18 protein-coding genes are annotated in these 19,021 nt (G+C 65.2%); 3 read left to right on the top strand and 15 right to left on the bottom strand.

All coding sequences use genetic code 11. The features are described from left to right. Window positions 1-3 precede the first annotated feature (3 nt). From benB to ACJ7IV_RS02660, 5 genes are all read right to left on the bottom strand, one after another. A complete protein-coding gene (gene benB / locus ACJ7IV_RS02680; RefSeq protein WP_232912466.1) occupies window positions 4-492 on the bottom strand; it encodes a benzoate 1,2-dioxygenase small subunit in 489 nt (162 codons plus the stop codon). A 13-nt stretch (window positions 493-505) separates the two neighbouring features. Next, on the bottom strand, window positions 506-1,873 hold the full coding sequence (locus ACJ7IV_RS02675; protein ID WP_483865644.1) for a Rieske 2Fe-2S domain-containing protein: 1,368 nt from the start codon (window positions 1,871-1,873) through the stop codon (window positions 506-508). Window positions 1,874-1,954: 81 nt separating this feature from the next. Further along, window positions 1,955-2,929, bottom strand: coding sequence for a catechol 1,2-dioxygenase (gene catA, locus ACJ7IV_RS02670; RefSeq protein WP_483865643.1), 975 nt, complete (start codon window positions 2,927-2,929; stop codon window positions 1,955-1,957). 68 nt (window positions 2,930-2,997) lie between these two features. Next, window positions 2,998-3,288 (bottom strand): muconolactone Delta-isomerase, encoded by a 291-nt coding sequence (gene catC / locus ACJ7IV_RS02665; RefSeq protein WP_023007444.1) that lies wholly within the window; start codon window positions 3,286-3,288, stop codon window positions 2,998-3,000. Between the two features lie 60 nt (window positions 3,289-3,348). Next, entirely contained in the window at window positions 3,349-4,470 is a 1,122-nt protein-coding gene (locus tag ACJ7IV_RS02660; protein WP_483865642.1) for a muconate/chloromuconate family cycloisomerase, read from the bottom strand. A 105-nt stretch (window positions 4,471-4,575) separates the two neighbouring features. On the opposite strand from ACJ7IV_RS02660, the gene ACJ7IV_RS02655 reads away from it, so the two are divergent. Continuing rightward, window positions 4,576-5,478: a LysR family transcriptional regulator gene (locus ACJ7IV_RS02655; protein WP_483865641.1), complete on the top strand. Its 903-nt coding sequence runs from the start codon at window positions 4,576-4,578 to the stop codon at window positions 5,476-5,478. 70 nt (window positions 5,479-5,548) lie between these two features. Here ACJ7IV_RS02655 and pobA read toward each other — a convergent pair whose 3' ends face one another. Next, on the bottom strand, window positions 5,549-6,733 hold the full coding sequence (gene pobA / locus ACJ7IV_RS02650; RefSeq protein ID WP_483865640.1) for a 4-hydroxybenzoate 3-monooxygenase: 1,185 nt from the start codon (window positions 6,731-6,733) through the stop codon (window positions 5,549-5,551). A gap of 173 nt (window positions 6,734-6,906) precedes the next feature. Here pobA and ACJ7IV_RS02645 point away from each other — a divergent pair, with 173 nt between their 5' ends. Beyond that, the gene (locus tag ACJ7IV_RS02645) at window positions 6,907-7,800 is read left to right on the top strand and encodes a helix-turn-helix domain-containing protein (RefSeq protein WP_483865639.1); all 894 of its coding nucleotides are present in this window, start codon (window positions 6,907-6,909) and stop codon (window positions 7,798-7,800) included. Between the two features lie 90 nt (window positions 7,801-7,890). Here the strand turns inward: ACJ7IV_RS02645 and ACJ7IV_RS02640 are convergent, their stop codons facing one another. From ACJ7IV_RS02640 to ACJ7IV_RS02625, 4 genes are all read right to left on the bottom strand, one after another. Beyond that, window positions 7,891-8,334 (bottom strand): hypothetical protein, encoded by a 444-nt coding sequence (locus ACJ7IV_RS02640; protein WP_483865638.1) that lies wholly within the window; start codon window positions 8,332-8,334, stop codon window positions 7,891-7,893. Window positions 8,335-8,497: 163 nt separating this feature from the next. After that, entirely contained in the window at window positions 8,498-9,787 is a 1,290-nt protein-coding gene (locus ACJ7IV_RS02635; protein ID WP_483865637.1) for a TRAP transporter large permease, read from the bottom strand. Beyond that, on the bottom strand, window positions 9,777-10,304 hold the full coding sequence (locus ACJ7IV_RS02630) for a TRAP transporter small permease (RefSeq protein ID WP_483865636.1): 528 nt from the start codon (window positions 10,302-10,304) through the stop codon (window positions 9,777-9,779). The genes ACJ7IV_RS02635 and ACJ7IV_RS02630 overlap by 11 nt, the downstream gene beginning before the upstream one ends. Before the next feature lie 6 nt (window positions 10,305-10,310). Next, complete coding sequence (locus ACJ7IV_RS02625) at window positions 10,311-11,342, bottom strand: TRAP transporter substrate-binding protein (RefSeq protein ID WP_483865635.1); 1,032 nt, start codon at window positions 11,340-11,342, stop codon at window positions 10,311-10,313. Window positions 11,343-11,795: 453 nt separating this feature from the next. Between ACJ7IV_RS02625 and ACJ7IV_RS02620 the strand changes: the two genes are divergently transcribed. Next, window positions 11,796-13,022 carry an MFS transporter gene (locus tag ACJ7IV_RS02620; protein ID WP_483865634.1) on the top strand — a complete coding sequence of 409 codons (1,227 nt, stop codon included), beginning with the start codon at window positions 11,796-11,798 and terminating at the stop codon, window positions 13,020-13,022. Window positions 13,023-13,205: 183 nt separating this feature from the next. Here ACJ7IV_RS02620 and ACJ7IV_RS02615 read toward each other — a convergent pair whose 3' ends face one another. The 5 genes from ACJ7IV_RS02615 to ACJ7IV_RS02595 all read right to left on the bottom strand — a co-directional run bounded on the left by ACJ7IV_RS02615 (window position 13,206) and on the right by ACJ7IV_RS02595 (window position 19,017). Beyond that, window positions 13,206-14,297, bottom strand: coding sequence for an NAD(P)-dependent alcohol dehydrogenase (locus tag ACJ7IV_RS02615; RefSeq protein WP_483865633.1), 1,092 nt, complete (start codon window positions 14,295-14,297; stop codon window positions 13,206-13,208). 93 nt (window positions 14,298-14,390) lie between these two features. After that, window positions 14,391-15,314, bottom strand: a complete 924-nt coding sequence (locus ACJ7IV_RS02610; protein ID WP_483865632.1) for a SphA family protein — start codon at window positions 15,312-15,314, stop codon at window positions 14,391-14,393. 73 nt (window positions 15,315-15,387) lie between these two features. Further along, entirely contained in the window at window positions 15,388-16,854 is a 1,467-nt protein-coding gene (locus ACJ7IV_RS02605; protein ID WP_483865631.1) for an aldehyde dehydrogenase family protein, read from the bottom strand. 34 nt (window positions 16,855-16,888) lie between these two features. Then, entirely contained in the window at window positions 16,889-18,439 is a 1,551-nt protein-coding gene (locus tag ACJ7IV_RS02600; RefSeq protein ID WP_282038925.1) for an FAD-binding oxidoreductase, read from the bottom strand. 32 nt (window positions 18,440-18,471) lie between these two features. After that, window positions 18,472-19,017, bottom strand: a complete 546-nt coding sequence (locus ACJ7IV_RS02595) for a hypothetical protein (RefSeq protein WP_483865630.1) — start codon at window positions 19,015-19,017, stop codon at window positions 18,472-18,474. Window positions 19,018-19,021 lie beyond the last annotated feature (4 nt).

Raw genomic sequence — 19,021 nt, 5'->3', positions numbered from 1 at the left:
GGGTCAGATGTGATAGATATCGATGACCTGATGGATATAGTCGTTATTGAGTTGCACCACCTTGCGCGTGATCAGCGGCTGCTCTCCCGACACGTCCAACGTATAGAAGGCGGTCCCGAAGTAGCTGAAGTTCGTCTTGTAGACGTGGCCCAGCGTGTGCCAGTTGAAGCGCAGCTCCAGCTTGTCCCCTTCCTGATTCAGCACCTCGATGTTGCTGACCTGGTGCGTGGTGCGTGGCTCCGGGAGGGTGGCGCTGCTGCGCTCGGTCTTGATCCGGTAGACCCGGTCCTCGAGACCCTCGCGGTTGGGGTAGTAGATCAGCGAGATCTCGGACTGCGGGTCCTCGGTCAGCCGGTCGTTGTCGTCCCAGGACGGCATCCAGAACTCGACGTCCTTGTGGTAGCACTCCAGCCACTCGTCCCACTGGCGTTCGTCGAGCAGGCGTGCCTCGCGGTACAGAAAGGCCTGGATATCCTGATAACTGATGCTCATGGCGATGCTCCCCTTAGGCGGACGCGGTGGCGATAAACTGGCTGCGCTCTTTCTCGATGGCGCGCAGCATCTCCTCGACCCAGTGCTTGTGGTGCAGCACATAGAGGCCCTCGTCCTCGGGTGAGGCACCGCTGAGCAGCGGCTTCATGCCGATCGCCTGGGCGTTCTCGTCGGCGCCCTCGATCCACTGCTTGGCACCGCGAGAGAGGTCGTTCCACTCGGCCAGCGACCCGTTGTAGCCTTCCTGGCAGCTGCGAAACTCTTCCAGGTCATCCGGCGTGCCCATGCCCGAGACGTTGAAGAAGTCTTCGTACTGACGGATACGCAAGCGGCGGTTCTCGGCCGACTCGCCCTTGGGCGCGAAGCAATAGATGGTGACTTCGCTCTTATCCACGGAAATCGGTCGAATCACACGAATCTGCGTGGAGAACTGGTCCATCAGGTAGACGTTGGGGTAGAGGCAGAGGTTGCGGGTCTGGTTGACGATGGAATCGGCACGCGCCTCGCCGAATTCCTTCTCGATCCACTCCTTCTGCTGGTAGACCGGACGCACCTCGGGGTTGAGCAGCCGGGTCCACAGCAGCATGTGGCCGTTCTCGTAGGAGTAGAAGCCACCCTGGCTCTTGGACCAGCCATCGGCGTCCACCGCCTTGGTGCCGCCGGCGTCGTAGTTGCGGCGATCCATGGTGGAGGCATAGTTCCAGTGCACGGAGCTGACGTGGTAGCCATCGGCGCCGTTCTCGGCCCCCAGCTTCCAGTTGCCGTTGAAGGTGTAGGACGAGGTGCCACGCAGGATCTCCAGGCCTTCCGGGGCCTGATCGACGATGTTGTCGATGATCTTGGTGGTCTCACCCAGATACTCTTCGAGCGGCTTGACGTCATCGCTCAGACTGCCGAACAGGAAGCCCTTGTAGTTCTCGAAGCGCGGCAGGCGCTTGAGGTCATGGGAGCCGTCCTTCTTGAAACCATCCGGGTAGGCACCAGCCTTCTCGTTCTTGGCCTTGAGCAGCTTGCCGTCGTTCTTGAAGGTCCAGCCATGGAAGGGGCAGGTGAAGGTGCCCTTGTTGCCACGCTTCTTGCGGCACAGGGTGGCGCCACGGTGGGCACAGGCGTTGATCAGGCCGTGCAGCTCACCCTGCTTGTCGCGGGTGATGACCACCGGCTGGCGGCCCATGGTCACAGTCATGAAGTCGCCCGGCTCGGCGATCTGGCTCTCATGGGCCAGGAACAGCCAGTTGCCTTCGAAGACGTGCTTCATCTCCAGTTCGAAGAAGGCCGGGTCGGTGAACATGCTGCGATGGCAGCGGAAGATGCCCTTCTCGGCATCGTCCTGGACGGCGCCCCGGACGCGCTCCTCGAGTTGATCAAGCTTGCTGGTCATGATCCATATCCTCGGTATCTTGTCGTATTGGTCCGGCGGGCCCAGGGGGTGGCCCGCCGTCATCAAGGGATGGCCTGCCGATCAGACCTTGGCGGTACCTGCCAGTTGGCTGGCCTGGTCCTGCTCGTCTTCCTTGGCGCGCGGACGGGCATGGCGAGTCTGCAGCTCGGCCTTGTCGGTCTTGGACAGCTCGACGTCGAACACCACCTCGGAGAAGGGACCGTCCATCTCGCGCTTGGCGATCTCGTCCTGCTCCTCGATGCGCTTGGCCGGCACCACCAGCTCCTCGCGGGTCGCAAAGGCGAAGTCATCAAAGGTGTAGGGGTCGCCGGCCAGGTTGATCTGGGTGGTCAGGTGCTGGTGACCCGGTGCGGAGACAAAGTAGTGGATGTGCGCCGGACGCTCGCCGTGGCGGCCCAGGGACTTGAGCACCACGTCGGTGGGAGCACCTTCCGGCACGCCGTAGCCGGACGGGATGATGCTGCGCGCGGTGTAGCGACCTTCGCTGTCGGTGTAGATGGTGCGGCGCAGGTTGTACTCGCTCTGGGTCTGGTCGAAGAAGGAGTAGCCGCCCTTGGAGTTGGCATGCCAGATCTCGACCTTGGCGCCGGCAATCGGGGTGCCGTCGACATCACGCACCTGGCCGGTCAGCCACATGGCTTCGCCGTCCTGGTCCTGGCCGTCGTCCATGCGCGCGAAGCCCTCGGCTTCCGGGGCGCCGGCCACGTAGAGCGGACCCTCGATGGTGCGCGGGGTGCCGCCGGTACGCTGGGCCTCGGCGTCGATGGCGTCCTGACGCATGTCGAGGAAGTGGTCGAAGCCCAGGCCCGGGGAGAGCAGGCCGAACTGGGTCTGGCTGCCCAGGGCGTTGAGCAGATTGACGGCGGACCAGTACTCCTCCTCGCTGACGTCGAAATCGTCGATCAGCTTGAACAGGTCGGAGATCAGGCGATGGACGATCTGCTTGGCGCGCTCGTTGCCACCCTCCTGGTCGAAGCCGGCGATGGTCTTCAGGAAGTCCTGAACCTCGGGGGTATCGAAAATCTTCACGGTCATGGTCGGTTATCCTCGTTCGTTATATGGTTGTGTTCCGCTAGACGGAACTGACTGGCTTCATCCGTGACTCAGGAGTCGTCCTCGCGCACGGAGGACGGGTGACGACACAGCGGCTTGACGCTGATCTCCATGTAGGGAAAGAGCGGCAGGTTGCTGACCAGCTCCTGAAGCTCGGCGTTGTCCTCGACGTCGAAGATGCTGACGTTCGAGTAGCTGCCGGCCACGCGCCACAGGTGGCGCCACTTGCCGGAGCGCTGCAGCTCCTGTGAGTAGGCCTTCTCGGTCGCCTTGATCTCGGCGGCCTGCTCGGCCGGCATCGACGGCGGCAGCTTGACGGTCATTTCCACCTGAAACAGCATGACGTTCTCCTCTTCAGCGCAAGCACACCGACGTGCTTGCGGGACTCGGTTCTCTGGGACTCAGCTCTTGCGGGAATAGTGGGCCAGCTTGTCTTCGTCTAGCGTGATACCCAGCCCCGGCCCCTTGGGCAGTTCCACGCCGAACTCGCGATAGGCCAGCGGCTCGACGACGATGTCGTCCTTGAGCAGCAGCGGGCCGAACATCTCGGTACCCCAGGCCATCTCCGGCAGTGTCGCCCAGGCATGCAGGGAGGCGGCGGTGCCGATGGTGCCCTCGAGCAGGGTGCCGCCGTAGAGGCCGATGCCGGCAGCCTGGGCCACGTGGGCCAGCTCCAGTACGCCGAGTACACCGCCGGACTTGGCGATCTTCAGCGCGAAGGCGCCGCTGAAGCCCCCCCGGACCAGGTCGAGGCCGTCGCGGGCATCCTGCACCGCCTCGTCGGCGAGCATCGGCACGTTGAAGCGGTCGGCCAGCCGGATCAGGCCGGCATGCTCGCGCGCCGGGATGGCCTGCTCGATCAGCTCGATGCCGGCGTCCTGCAGGGCCTGGATGCCATATACGGCGGTGGACTCATCCCAGGCCTGGTTGACGTCGACACGCACACTGGCGCGATCGCCCAGGGCCTCCTTGATGGCGGCCACATGGCGCACGTCCTGGTCCACCGGATTGGCACCGATCTTCAACTTGAAGTCGCAGTGACGACGCTGTTCAAGGCGCAGCAGGGCCTCATCGATATCCTTGGCGGTATCACCGCTGGCCAGGGTCCAGAGCACCGGCAGGTGGGTCTGGCGGGCGCCGCCCAGCAGCTCAGCCACGCTGAGGCCCAGGCGCTTGCCCTGGGCGTCAAGCAGCGCGGTCTCAAGCGCCGACTTGGCGATCATGTTGCCGCGAGCGTTGCGGTTGAGCCGGGCGCGCAGGGCGTTGACGTTGGCGGAAGGCTGGCCGATCAGCAGCGGCGCCAGGTAGGTATCGATATTGCGCTTGATGCTCTCGGGGCTCTCCGGGCCGTAGGCCAGTCCGCCGATGGTGGTGCCCTCGCCCAGACCCTCGATGCCGTCGGAGTGGCGCATGCGCACGATCACCATGGTCTGGCAGGCCATGGTGGTCATGGAGAGCTTGTGGGGACGGATGGTCGGCAGGTCGACCAGCAGCGTCTCGATGGACTGGATAGTAGCGGTCATGGCAACTCTCGATGCAGGGCAGTTCGGTAATTGCATGGCAGTTTGATTGCAGTGGAAATCCGCAACCAATATTGTTTGGGTGACCAGCCATACCCTGGAGGTATCATGGAGTTCCGCCACCTCAGGTACTTCTGCACCGTTGCCGAGACCCTCAACCTGACGGCCGCGGCCGAACGACTGCATATGTCTCAGCCGCCTTTATCAAGACAGATCAAGCAGTTGGAAAACGAAGTCGGCGCCGAGCTGTTCGAAAGGAGTACCCGCGGACTGCGCCTGACCCCCACCGGCCAGTTCTTCCACCAGCACGCCCTGCAGATACTCGAGAAGGTGGATGTCACACTGGAGTCGACCCGGCGCATGGCCCGAAGCCGCCGCAGCCTGTTCGGCATCGGCTTCGTGCCCTCGGTGTTCTACGGGCAGCTCCCGCTGCTGGTACGCGATTTACGACAAAAGGATGATGTCGAGATGACCCTGGCCGAGCTGACCACGGTGCAGCAGATCCAGGCGCTGAAGGCGGGACGCATCGACCTAGGCTTCGGTCGCCTGCGCATCGACGACCCGGACGTGGAGCAGGAGGTGTTGTTCGACGAGCCGCTGATCGCCGCCCTGCCCAGCGGGCACCCGCTGGAGGGGACCACCCCCACCCTCGAGGAGCTGGCCTGCTACCCGCTGATCCTGTTTCCCGCCAGGCCGCGGCCGAGCATGGCCGACATGGTGCTGGGGCTATTCCGCCGCAAGGCGCTCAAGGTGGAGGTGGTGCAGGAGGCCAACGAACTGCAGACGGCGCTGGGGCTGGTCGCCTCGGAGGTGGGGATCACCCTGGTGCCGGAACAGGTCAGGCGCGTGCAGCGCGACGGCATCTCCTACGTCTACCTGGCCGATCCAAGCCTCACCTCACCGGTGATCTGCAGTCGCCGCCGCGGAGAGGCCCTCTCCCCGGTCATGCAGGAGGCGTTCCGCATTCTCGAGGTACTGGTGGAGAACCGTCGCAGCGGACGCTACCCCTGAATCGACGACGCCCCGGACCCGCCGCTGGCGGATCCGGGGCGTCGCTGAAGGTCCACGACTGGCGTGCGGCCTACTCGAGCGACTCGTAGGGCAGCCCCACGTAGTTTTCGGCGATGGTGGTCAGCCCCGCCTCGGAGCTTGTCACGTAGTCCAGCTCCGCCTGCTGCATGCGCGTGTTGAAGTCTTCCTCCTCGGAGAACTTGTGCAGCATGGAGGTCATCCACCAGGAGAAGCGCTCGGCCTTCCAGATCCGCTTGAGACAGGTCTCGGAGTAGTTCGGGATCAGGTCGGTACGCCCCTCCTGATAGACCTTCACCATCAGCCGGTAGAGGGTGTTGACGTCGCTGGCCGCCAGATTGAGGCCCTTGGCGCCGGTGGGCGGCACGATATGGGCGGCGTCGCCGACCAGGAACAGCCGCCCGTACTGCATCGGCTCGACCACGAAGCTGCGCAGCGGGGCGATGCTCTTCTCGATGGAGGGACCGGTGACCAGCTTCTCGGCCACCTCATCGGGGATGCGCCGCTTGAGCTCCTCCCAGAAGCGCTCGTCGGACCACTCCTCGACCTTCTCGTCCAGCCCCACCTGGATGTAGTAGCGGCTGCGGGTCGACGAACGCATGCTGCACAGGGCAAAACCACGCTCGTGCCTGGCATAGATCAGTTCGTCGGCTACCGGCGGGGTGTCGGAGAGCAGGCCGAGCCAGCCGAAGGGATAGACCTTCTCGAACTCCTTGATGCGCCCTTCGGGGATCGACTTGCGCGAGATACCGTGGAAGCCATCACAGCCGGCCACATAGTCGCAGTCGAGACGGTGCGTCTCGCCATCCTTCTCGAAGGTGATATAGGGGCTATCGCTCTCGAGGTCGTGGGGCTGAACGTTGTCGGCCTCGTAGATGGTGGTGCCACCGGTCGCCTCGCGGGCCTCCATCAGGTCGCGGGTCACCTCGGTCTGGCCGTAGACCATCACGGTCTTGCCGCCGGTCAGCCCGGCGAGATCGACGCGCACGCGCCGGTTGTCCAGGGCCAGCTCCACGCCATCGTGGACTTCGCCCTCATCGTCCATGCGCTTGTCGACACCCGCCTCACGCAGCAGATCGACCATGCCCTGTTCCAGCACGCCCGCCCGAATGCGGCTGAGCACATACTCGCCGGACTTGCGCTCGAGGATGACATTGTCGATGCCCTGGCGGCTCAACAGCTGGCCGAGTAGCAGGCCCGAAGGGCCGGCGCCGATGATCGCGACCTGTGTCTTCATGGGGAGACTCCGTTGTTATCTGTCGGGGTAAGGCAACAGAGTGAACATCTGTTCGCTATGTGGATTGTATTTTTCACTGAAATCGATCCCGCAATAAGGCAATATTGGCAGCGTTACCTGGATAATCCCAATATCATTGACCGACTTTAGTCGAAAGTGCTAGCGGAGCTCCCATGTCCACCGACGCCGTTCCCGTCTTCAAGCTGTATGGCGAGACGCACCACTGGCCGACGCCGGACCTGCTTCACTGGGAGTCGATCCCCGAACGCAGCCGGCTCCACGACTGGAAGATCCAGCCCCATCGTCATACCGACCTGCTGCACCTGCTCCACCTCTCTGCCGGCCGCGTCAGCCTGGAACTGGAGGGCAGCCAGCGCTCCCATGAGGCCCCGCTGATCATCGTGGTGCCCGCCATGAGCATCCATGGCTTCCACTTCACGCCGGACACCCAGGGCCATATCATCACCCTGGCAAGCCCCCTGGCCGAACGACTGGAGGAGCGTCTGGGTGCCCAGGCGGGAGCGATGTCACTGGCCACCGCCTACCCTCTGGATGCCGCCCGACCGGCCCGGCGCATCGCGACCCTGGTGGACCAGCTGGGAGAGGAGTATTGCCACCCTGCACCCGGCCGCGAACGCATCCTGGAGGCGTTCACCGAGGCGCTGTTCATCGAGCTCTCCCGTCTGACCGTGCGGCAGACCAACGCCGGCAGCGCGAGAGCCCCCCGGCCCCAAGGGCGAGGACTGATCCACCTGCAGAACTACCAGGCACTGATCGAGAAGCAGTTTCGTCAGCAGCCCAGTATCGAGAAATTCGCCGAACAGCTGGGCATGACCAGCGCTCACCTCAACCTGCTCTGCCGGCGCCTGGCCAACCGCAGCGCCCTGCAGCTGCTGCATGAGCGCCTGCTACTCGAGGCCAAGCGACAGCTCACCTATACCAACATGACCGTCGGCCAGGTGGCCGACAGCCTGGGATTCTCGGAACCCGCCTACTTCACGCGCTTCTTCAAGCGCTTGACCGGACTCGCTCCCCGAGACTTCCGCCGACGTCAGCCCGACGCATAGCCGCGTGCCAACACCACGAAAGACGCCCCGAAACGGCAGCGCCCCCGCAAGCCTTCGCTTGCGGGGGCGCTTTTCACTGGGAGTCTTCGCTCAGCCAGCCGCTTCCAGCGACTTGTCCTCGAACGCCTGGGCGTTGGGGCAGAAGCCACGGCAGGTCTCCCGGGCATCACCGGCGCGCATCGCCCTCCAGCAGCGCCCCACGACCGGGCAGTGGTTGCAGACGGTCTCAAGCTCCGCGAAGAGCCCCGCCTCATTGGCAGGGAAGTCCTCTCGACCAAGCCCGAAACGCTCCATCATGGCGGGCATCAGGGTCACGGCGGGAATCAGGTCGCTCGCGGCTCCGCGGTTCAGGGTCCGCGAGACCTCTCGCTCGAAGGCCGGCGCCATCGGCGCGTTCAGATCGCGCACCAGCTCCCGGAAGTCGACACTGGCCTCGTTGCGGATGCCTTGCACCACCTGGGGAATGCTGGCCTCGAAGAGACGCTGCTCGAGACGCGCCAGCCAGCCCTGACGTTCGGTCTGTTTGTCATTCATGTCACACCTCCGGGCCGGTCATACCGGCGGAGCCGGTCGCCAAGCGAGTTTCACTGACTCAAGGATGGTGCTGCACAACCCCGTTGCCAAATGAGGATTTCACACACCCCTATAACTATAGAGTTATGCCATACCCTCGACATCATGACGACCTGCCACCGGATCAGAGCAGGAACAGGGTAGTGAGCACCGGGAAGGCGATCAGCAGGGCCAGGCGCACGAAGTCCGAGACGATAAAGGGCGCCACGCCCTTGAAGATCTCGCCCAGCCCCACGTGGGGCGCCATCGCCTTGATCACGAAAACATTCATTCCCACCGGCGGCGTGATCAGGCCCAGCTCCACTGTCAGCACGGTGATGATGCCGAACCACACGGGATCGATACCCAGCGACTGGATGATCGGGAATACCACCGGCACCGTGATCACCAGCATGGCGATCGCATCCATGAACATCCCCAGCACGAAGTAGAGCAGCAGGATGCACAGCACCACGACCATGGGCGAGAGCTCCATGCCGTAGAGGAAGTCGGTGATGGAAAACGAGATCCGCGACACCGAGATGAAGTAGCCCAGGGTCTCGGCCCCCACCAGCATGAAGAACACCACACTGGAGAGCGCCAGGGTCTCCTGCACGCTGCGCCACAGTTCGGCACCGCGCATGCCCTTGGCCAGGGCATAGAGCAGGGTGGCGAAGGCACCGACGCTGGCCCCCTCGGTGGGGGTGAAGGCGCCGAAGTAGATCCCCAGGATCATCACCAGGAAGACCGCGAAGAACGGAACCAGCCCCGAGAGCGAGGCCAGCTTCTGCTTCCATGGCGTCGGCTCGCCGGCCACGGCAAGCGAGGGCTTCACGCGCATCACCACGCTGACCGTCAGTGCATACATCACCAGCCCCAGCAGGCCAGGCACCAGGCCGGCCATGAACATGTCGCCCACCGACTGCTCGGTGAGGATGGCGTAGATCAGCAGCGCGATGGAGGGCGGGATCATGATCCCCAGGGTGCCCCCGGCGGCCAGTGCGCCGGTGGCCAGGCCCCGGTTGTAGCCGTAGCGTTCCATCTCCGGCAGGGCGACCCGGGTCATGGTGCTGGCAGTGGCCAGCGACGAGCCGGAAATCGCCGAGAAGATCCCGCAGGAGCCCACCGCGGCGATGGCCAGGCCGCCCTTCCAGCCGCCGCAGATCACCCGAGTGGAGTGGAACAGCTTGCCGGCCATGCCGGAGTGGGCCGCCAGCACCCCCATCAGGATGAACATCGGCACGGCGCTGAAGCTGTAGTTGGAGAGCACCTCCACCGGCACGGTCTTGAGCTGGGCGATTGCCGCGCCCCAGCTGATCACCTGGGCGAAACCCACCACCCCGACGACCAGCATGGCCAGGGCTACCGGCACCCGCAGCACCATCAGCAGCAGCAGTGCGCCCAGGCCGATGGCCCCGATCATCTCACTCCCCATGGGCGGCCTCCTGGTCAGCAGCGAAGACCGCGCTCAGCACGGCATGCAGCAGGCTGCGCAGCCCCAGCAGCAGGCTGAGCACGGCGGCGGCGTAATAGATGGGCCCCATGGGCATCCGCAGGTCCTGGGTCACCTCACCATGCCGTGCGGCCGCGGAGGCAGAGTCCAGCAGCCCCAGGAACAGCACCAGCCCCAGGGCCGCAAAGCCCAGCAGGTAGACGCCGTGAAGGCGGCTCTTGAGATTGGGCGAGAGTCCATGGGAGAAGGCCTCCACCACTACCTGACTCTTCTCGATGTTGGCCGCCATGGCGGCCAGCAGGGAACAGAGCATCAGGTAGCTGACCAGCTCCACGCTGCCGGAGACACGCAGGGCGATGGCCCCCTCGGTGATCCGGTAGAGATAGCGGGTAACGACATCGGCGATGGTCACGCCCAGCAACGCCATCAAGGCGAGGCCGGCAACGATGCGACAGACAAGGGCCAGCCAGTGGCTGGCCCTTTCCAGGGTGGACTGCATACCGTCTTACCCCTGCCCGTCGGCGCAGGACGCACTGGCCGCCAGTGCCGCCTCGTAGACCTCACGCCCCGGCAGGCCACGCTCCTCGAGCTCGGCCAGGTAGCTGTCGATGCCATCCTGAAGCGGCTTCTGCCAGTCCGGATGCGAAAGCGGTTCCTCGATCTCGCGGATGGTGTGGCCGGCATCCTGAGCCTCCTGCTTGCCTTCCACGTCCAGACGATCAAACACCTCACCGGCATTCCCGGCCCACTGCATGCCGGAGTTGGCATCGATCACCGCCTGCTGCTCGGGGCTCAGGCTGTCATAGGTGCGCTGGTTCATGGTGGCCACGAAAATCAACGTATAGAAGGGTACCTCGGTGTGGTAGCTGACCAACTCGTTGATGCGGAAGCCTTTCAGCCCCTCCCAGGGGAAGCTCAGGCCGTCGATCACGCCGCGCTGCATGGAGGTGTAGATGTCCGGCGCCGGCATGCCCACGGGGCTCGCCCCCATGTTTTCGAGCATTTCCCCGGCAACCGCCGTGGGGCGGCGGATGCGCAACCCCTCGAGGTCCGACGGCACCTGCACGTCGGTGTCGATGGTGTGGATGCCACCCGGCCCGGTGGTGAAGAAGAACAGCGGCCGGGTGTCCTCGTACTCGCTCTCCAGATGCCCCTCGTCATACAGGGTCTGCAGCACGCAGGCACCCTGGGTCGCCGTGGTGGCCACCCCGGGCAGCTCGACAATCTGCGAGAGCGGGAAGCGCCCCGCTGTATAGCCCTGGGCGGTGGCGCCGATGTCGGCGATACCGTTGGCCGCCGCCTCGTAGATGGAGTCCGGCTTGGCCAGGGTTCCGGAGGGGAACATCTCCACCTTGAGATCGCCACCGGACTCCTCCTCCAGAGTGGCCGCCCACTCCTCGAAGATATCCTGGTTTACCCCCGATGCGCCGGGCCAGAAGTGCGCCATGCGCAGGGTGGTGGAAGCCTGGGCGGCGGAAGCGGCAGTCAGGCCGGCGATGGACGCGGTCAGCAGGCAGCGGGTCAGGACGCGTTTCATGGGAGTCCTCCGGGGCATTGTTGTCATGGGCTTGGCTGTATGGACTTATCGAACGTTCGCATCCCGAATACACGTTCGGGATATAAGCAAACTACCCGACTCTTGCGGTTCTGGAAAATGGACCTTGGTCTAGGATAGGGCGCCTGCCGGTGATGCGCACAAGTCCCGACGAACGGAAACGTCTCGACAAGGACAAAATGCCAGAAAAGTTGGATTATTCGCATATTCCTGACGTGACGTCGTGTATGCCCTTGACCGAGCCCCCCGGCATCCGCCCAGGAGCACGCGGCCAATGGAGTCGCGCACCACGCTGTGGGCGCCATCGCAGCCGGCCACATAACTGCCGCGGGTGGAGGGCATTCTCGACCAAAGCAGGTGTGGCCAGGCACCGGCCATCTATTTAGGCTCCTAAACATAATCACACGACAATTCCCCCCCTTCCCGGATCCGCCCATGACGCGTCCCGCTGTGCCACCCAGCCTGGTAGTCGTGCTGGCGGGCATCACCGCTGCCCTGCACGTGGGCAAGCTGCCCCCGGCCCTGACGGTTCTCAAGGAGACCCTCGAGATCAGCCTGCTCCAGGCCGGCTTCCTGGTCTCACTGGTTCAGTTGGCTGGCATGTTCCTGGGGCTGATCGTGGGCCTGTCGACGGACACCCTGGGCCTGAAGCGCGGTATCACCCTCGGCCTTGGCCTGCTGGCGGGAGCCAGCCTGCTGGGTGGCTTTGCCGAGACCCCCATCTTCCTGCTCTTGTGCCGCGCCCTGGAGGGGCTGGGGTTCCTGCTGGTGGTGCTCTCGGCTCCTGCCCTGCTCCGTCAGCTGGTATCGATAGACCGCCTCCACCGCGCCATGGCCCTGTGGAGCTGCTTCATGGGGCTCGGGGTCGGCACCGCCCTGCTGACCGGCCCCTGGGTCATCACCTGGCTGGGCTGGCAGGGATGGTGGTGGACACTGGCCGGTTGGACGCTGCTGATGCTGCTTGCAGTGCGTTGGAAGGTGCCGGCGGATCGACACCGCGACGTAACCCACTCCGGCGGCAGTGACGAGGGCTGGCGCCCGCGACTGGGCCTGACGCTGGGCTCGCCGGGACCCTGGCTGGTCGCTCTTTGCTTTGCCATGTACTCAAGCCAGTGGCTGGCGGTGATCGGCTTCCTGCCAACCATCTATAAGCAGGCCGGTATAGGCGAGGGGGCCGCCGGCTCGCTGACCGCCCTGGTGGCTGCCACCAATATCATCGGCAACCTGGGCTCCGGCCAGCTGATGCAGCGTGGCATGGCCCCCACCTCGCTACTCCGGCTCGGCTTCGTGTTCGCGGCCCTTGGCACCTTCCTGGCATTCGGCGAGGTAACCGCCGAAGCGCCAGGCCTGCGAATCGCCGCCGTGCTGATGTTCTCCGCCGTCAGCGGGGTCATTCCGGGTGCTCTGTTCACCCTGGCGGTGCGCCTGGCACCCAGCGAGCACACCGTCTCCACCACCATCGGCTGGATGCAGCAGTGGTCGGCCTTCGGCCAGTTCGCCGGCCCGCCCCTGGTTGCGTGGCTCGCCTCCCAGGTAGGCGGCTGGCAATGGACCTGGACCCTGACCGGCACTGCCTCGCTGGTGGGCATCCTGCTGGCCTTTCGGCTCTCCCGGCTCCTGTCCCTCCCGCCGCTGGCGGCGGCAGGTGCTGTCGTGCGCTAGGAATGCGGCCTGGTAAACCGCAGCCGCAACCCCGAGGATCGCCGCTCGATGCTGGTAAGTCTGACCGATGAGGGCCGCCGGAAACCGCTGGCTGCGCGGCCTGCTCTTCGCGATGTTCGCCGAATAGAAGAAGGGGGCAAGCTGCCTCGGCAGATGCCCCCTCGTGACGACGCAAGCGCAGGATCAGTCGGCGATCTTCAGCACTGGCTTGACGGTGGTGCCGTTCTTCGAGTCCTCGAAGGCCTGGTTGATCTGCTCGGGGGCGTAGAACTTGACCAGCCGGTCGAAGGGGAAGCGCCCCTCCTTGTAGTAGGCCACCAGCTGCGGGATGAACACCCGCGGCACGGAGTCGCCCTCGATCACCCCGATCATCGACTTGCCCTCGGCCATCAGGTCGTGGTGCACGTCTAGGGTCACCTCGGGGGTGACGCCGACGATGGCCGAGACGCCCAGCGGCTTGAGCGCCTGCAGCGACTGACGGACCACTATCGGTACCCCGGTAGTCTCCACGGCGAACTGGCTACCGCCACCGGTAATCTCGCGCACCCGCTCGACGGTGTCCTCCTGCTGGCCGTTGATCACGTGGGTGGCACCCAGCTCCCTGGCCAGCTCGAGGCGGCTGTCGTGGACATCCACGGCAATGATCTGCCGACAGCCGGTGATGCTGGCCGCCATGATGGCGGAGAGCCCCACGGCCCCACAGCCGTAGACCACCAGGCTCGACCCGAACTCGGGCTTGAGCCGATTGAGCACGGTGCCGGCCCCGGTCTGGATGCCGCAGCCCAGCGGGCCCAGCAGCGCCAGGTCCACTTCGGGGTCCACCTTCACCGCGTTGCGGGCGCTGACCACGGCGTGGGTAGCAAAGGAGGACTGGCCGAAGAAGGTGGCCAGTGACTCATCGCCATGGGCCAGGCGGTGGCTGCCGTCATCCATGGCGCCGCCGAAGTTGAGCTCGTTGAAGGTATCGCAGACGGTAGGATGGCCGGTCAGGCAGTGGCCACAGCCGCCACAATGGGCAAAGGAGAGCACCACGTGGTCCCCCACCTCGAGCCCGCTCACCCCCTCGCCGAGGGCCTCCACCACGCCAGCACCCTCGTGCCCCAGCACGATGGGAAAGGGCGCGATGCCCAGGTCCCGGGCCACGGCATCGGTGTGGCACACCCCCGTAGCCACGATGCGCACGCGAATCTCGCCCAAGGCAGGCTCAGCCAGTTCGACCGATTGCCACTCGAAGTCGCTTCCCTGCTCAGCAGTGACTGCCGCTTGAATCTGCATGGTGTCTCTCCTCAATCGAAAGCCCCGCCCAGCGGCGGGGACGATAGCACTGCGGCGCGCTCCCGGCCGCCACCCGTTGGCGGCCGGGAAAGCTCACAGGAACTTGGTCAGCTGCAGGCGGATAGCGTCGCCCTCGCTCTCGAGCCCCTTCAGTCCACCGCCTTGCGCATCATACTCATGGTAGACGGCGCCCTTGAGCATCACCCCGGCCGTGGGCCAGAGATAGCCCGCCTCGGCGCCGATGGCATGACGCTCGGCCTTGGCGCCGGTCGCCGCGCCGTCATCGGCCTCCAGCTGCCAGGCGTCGTAGCCCACCAGCCCCAGCTCCAGGCCGTTTTGCAGGCGATGGCCGAGGCCCCACTCCACCAGCCAGCTGTCCCCGGGGGTGATGCCGGAGTGGTCCTGCTCGGTCTTGATCTCGTAGCGCGACAGCGCCGAGACGTTCCAGGTCTTGTCGGCATCGAGGTGCCACATGCCCCCGAGTGTCAGCATGGTAGTGCCGTAGCCCTTGCCCACCGAGGCCGAATTCGTCGCGTCGAAGTCGGCGGTATCGAACCAGTGGCCGGCGGCGAAGGTGGCATCCCACTGCTCGCCGTGCCAGCCCAGGATTACCGGGCCCACGAACACATCGCCGAGGCCATAGTCGTCGAAGCTCTGGCCGGCGACATCGAGGTCAAGCTCGACATCGAGCATCGGGATGATGGCCTCGACACCATAGTCGGCCCCGAGGAACGTCTTGCCGGTCATCCAGATGAAGCGATGTGCCAGGGCGTTGACCGAGCCGGTGTTGCTGCCGGGCGCAGCATCACCCTTGGTATCCTGAAAGCTGTCGATGTCGTAGCGCATCAGGTAGGCGCGGTAGTAGAGGCCCTCGGGCGGCGCGGCGGCAGCGCTCAGCCCCTCGATGCCCGGTACATAGTGGCCGTTTACGGCGAGTGCGGGGGTGGCAGCCAGGCCGGCGACCAGCACGGCCGCCAGCCGGATGCCGTGATTCCCGAATTCAGGGGTGAAAGTCATCGTGGTTTGTCTCTGTTGTTGGTATTGCCCACCGCCCGCAAGGTGCGGACGGCAGGCGTGACGTCGGTTCGACTCAGAAGGGGTAGCCACGCGGCGTGTGCTGCACGCTGATCCAGTGGTCGGTGGTGAACTCATCGATGGCCCAGTCACCATTGAAGCGACCCAGGCCGGAGTTCTTCTCGCCACCGAAGGGCACGTGGGCCTCGTCGTTGACCGGCATGTCGTTCACATGGGTCATGCCCGCCTTGATGCCCTGGGCGAATCGCACGCCGCGCTCCAGGTCACCGCTGAACACGGCGCTGGAGAGGCCGTACTCGGTGCCGTTGGCCAGTTCCAGGGCGTGGGCCTCATCGCGGGCCTTCTGGATGCCCACCAGCGGGCCGAAGATCTCCTCGCGGCTGATCTCCATGTCGGGAGTTACATCGCCGAACACATGGGGCGGCACCAGCTGGCCCTCGATCTCGCCATCGAGAAGCACGGTCGCGCCCTCCTGCCTGGCGGTGGCGATCTTCTCCTCGAGTCCCTCACGCTGCTTGGCGTTGATTACCGGACCCACCACGGTGGCCATGTCGTCGGGGTCACCCACCTTGAGTCCCTTGACCTTCTCCACGAAGCGCTCGACGAAGGCGTCATAGAGAGATTCGGCGACGATGATGCGGTTGACCGCCATGCAGATCTGGCCCTGGTGCAGGAACTTGCCCATGGCCGCGGCATTCACCGCCTGCTCGATATCGGCGTCATCCAGCACCACGAAGGGGCTGTTGCCGCCCAGCTCCAGAGAGACCTTCTTGATGTGCTCCCCGCCGCTGGCGATGCGGCCGATGCCGCGCCCCACCTGGGTGGAACCGGTGAAGGAGATCAGCCGCGGCACGCGATGCTCGACGAAGGCATCGCCGATCTCGCTGCCGGCACCCACCACCACGCTGAGCAGCCCCTTGGGCAGGCCGGCCTCCTCGAAGATCCTGGCCAGCAGCAGGCCGCCGGTCACCGGGGTGTCGCTGGCCGGCTTGACCACCACGGCGTTGCCCAGCGCCAGCGCCGGGGCGATAGAGCGCTGGGAGAGGTGCAGCGGGAAGTTCCAGGGGCTGATCACCCCCACTACGCCCAGCGGCTTGCGATAAACACGGTTCTCCTTGCCCGGCACGTTGGAGGCGAGCGTCATGCCGTGCACACGCCCCGGCATGCTGGCGGCCTCCAGGGTGATGCCACGGGCCGCGCCCCACTCGACGTTGGCCTTGAGGCGGGTGCTGCCCGACTCGCGGATCAGCCAGTCAATGATCTCCTCCTTGCGGGCATCGAAGATCTCCACCGCCCGCTGCAGCACGACGCTGCGCTCGGCAGGCGGGGTCGCCGCCCAGGCGGCCTGGGCCTTCTCGGCCGCCAGGAAAGCGGTATCCAGATCGCTGCGATCCGCCAGGCGGATATCCAGTAGCTCACTGCCATCATAGGGGTTGGTCACCGCGGTGGTGCGTCCGCTTGAGCCTTCGCGCCACTCGCCGGCAATCGGCTGGAGGTGGAAATCGCGATATGCAGTACTCATGGTTCACTCTCCTCTGAAAACTCGCGGGCCGGGATTACTGACGAATACCCGACTTGCCGGGCGACAGGATGCCGTTGGGGTCCAGGGCATTCTTCAGCGTCTTGTGCACCTCGCGCAGCGGTTCGCCGAAGGTGCCGGCCACCTGCTCCATGAACTCGGTGTTGGTGCGGTAGAGGCCATAGCCGCGCTTGGCGAACTCGTCGATCAGTTCGGCGAAGCAGTCGTGGGCACGCTGGGTCTCTTCCGGGTCCTGGCGGTTGTAGAGCAGGTCGATGACGTGGTGCATGTCGCGCCAGCCGACGATGTACTCCGCCACATAGTCGAAGCCGTACTTGCCGAGGATCTGCTGAGCCAGCTCGGTCTGGTCCTTGGTCTCGCTGCCCTTAGCCTGGGAGACCGGGGCGAACCACATGGAGCCACCGCCCCCACGCCAGTTGTAGAGGCCGAACTCCTGAAGATTCATGTCGCCCTTCATCAGCGCCGAGCGATACTCGAAGCCGCCGCCGCGCTTCTCGGCCTCCTCGCCGTACATGATCTTCGCCTTGCCGCTGGCGCCGAAGGCCTGCTCGACGATCTTCCAGTTGACCTCGATCTGCTCCGGGGTGCCGTAGAGGGCCGCATAGACGTTCCACTCGCCGATACCCTCGTCGGCCTTGATGCGCTCGATGGCCTCGCGCGGGATGGAGTCACTGCCCTCGTAGTAGTCCTTGCGCACCACATGGGTACCGGCATCCCACAGGGTGTGCACGATCACCACGGCATTGGGGATGATCTGGGCGATGCGTAGTGGCCGCAGTACATCGACGATCTCCTCGATGTCCTCGGGGTCCTGGTACTGGATGATGAAGGGACGATAGGCCGGCGGCTCCGGCATCAACCACAGCCCCATCTTGGTGACGATGCCGTAGTTCGACTGGGTGAAGAGGCCGTCGATATAGGGACCGTAACCCCACTTGAAGACCTGCCAGGAGCTGGAGTTCTCGATGCCCCCCATGCCGGTACGGATCACCTCGCCGTTGGCCAGCACCACCTCCATGCCGCACTGGAACATGAAGTGCTCGCCATAGGGGGTGTAGCCCACGCCACGGTCCAGGGTATTGCCCACCGGTCCGGCAATGGCCGAGGGGGCCGGCGGATCCAGCCACAGCTTGAGGTCGTTCTCCTTGATGTAGTCGTAGAGCTGCTGGTAGGTCACCCCGGGCTCGAGCAGCGCCGTGCACACCTCCGGGTCCACATCGAGAATCTGGTTCATGCGGTGCATGTCGAGCATCACCTGGCCGGTCTCGCCGGGGGCGGCGGAACCATAGCCCAGGTTCTTGCCGGTGGAGATGGTCCAGATCGGCACCTTGTACTGGTTGCAGGTGCGCACGATCTCCTGCACATGCTCGGTAGTGGTGGGCAGCAGGGCCGCGGAGGGGATGTAGTCCGCGTCATCGCCGGCCATCATGATCTTGCTGTAGGCCGCCAGCTGATCGCTCTCGGTCAGGACGCTATCGGCCCCGAGGATCTCGCGAAAACGGGCGAGGGCCGCGTCGAAATCTGCCTCGGACACGCCCTTGGGAAGAATGCGCTGTGTAGTGCTCATGGAGTCGTCTCTCGATTGTTGTGTTCGGGGGCTTACAGCCGAACCAGGAAGCTCAGCTCGGTGGCGCTGGTGGCCTCGCTGGCCGGACGCCTGACATCCCGGGTCTGGCGTGCGCTACCCGCCGCCAGCGCCAGCCGGGCATATTCCCGTCCCAGCGCGGCCTGCCAGCTGCCAGCCTCTGCCGCCAGCGGTGCCGCCAGCGGCCCGCGATGACTCAGCAGCTGGTGATGTCCCGCCTCATGGCGACCCAGTGCCAGTACGCGGCCACGGCCGGCCAGCAGGCTGGTCAGCAGCACCAGACCCGCCTCGTCGGTAAAGCCGGCCGCCAGCGTGCCGGCGGGCTGGGCATTCAGCGCCAGCGGATCGAGGCGCCCCTCATAGCTTGGGGCCCAGCCCTGCTGGCGCAGCCCCAGTCCCAGCTCGGTGGTGGAGCGATCGGCGCCGTAGAGGCGAATCGTGCCGTGCACCGGGGCCTCGGCGAACCCGCTGTCGGCGGCCCAGGCGGCCCCCAGGGAGAGCGGCATGGCGGCCCCCAGCAGCAGGCTATTCTTCATGAGTTGTCGACGCGTCAGGTTCATGGCA

Source organism: Halomonas sp. C10-5, assembly GCF_057169305.1.
The sequence above is the reverse complement of the archived record's forward strand: the minus strand, read 5'-3'. Positions and strand labels throughout refer to the sequence as shown.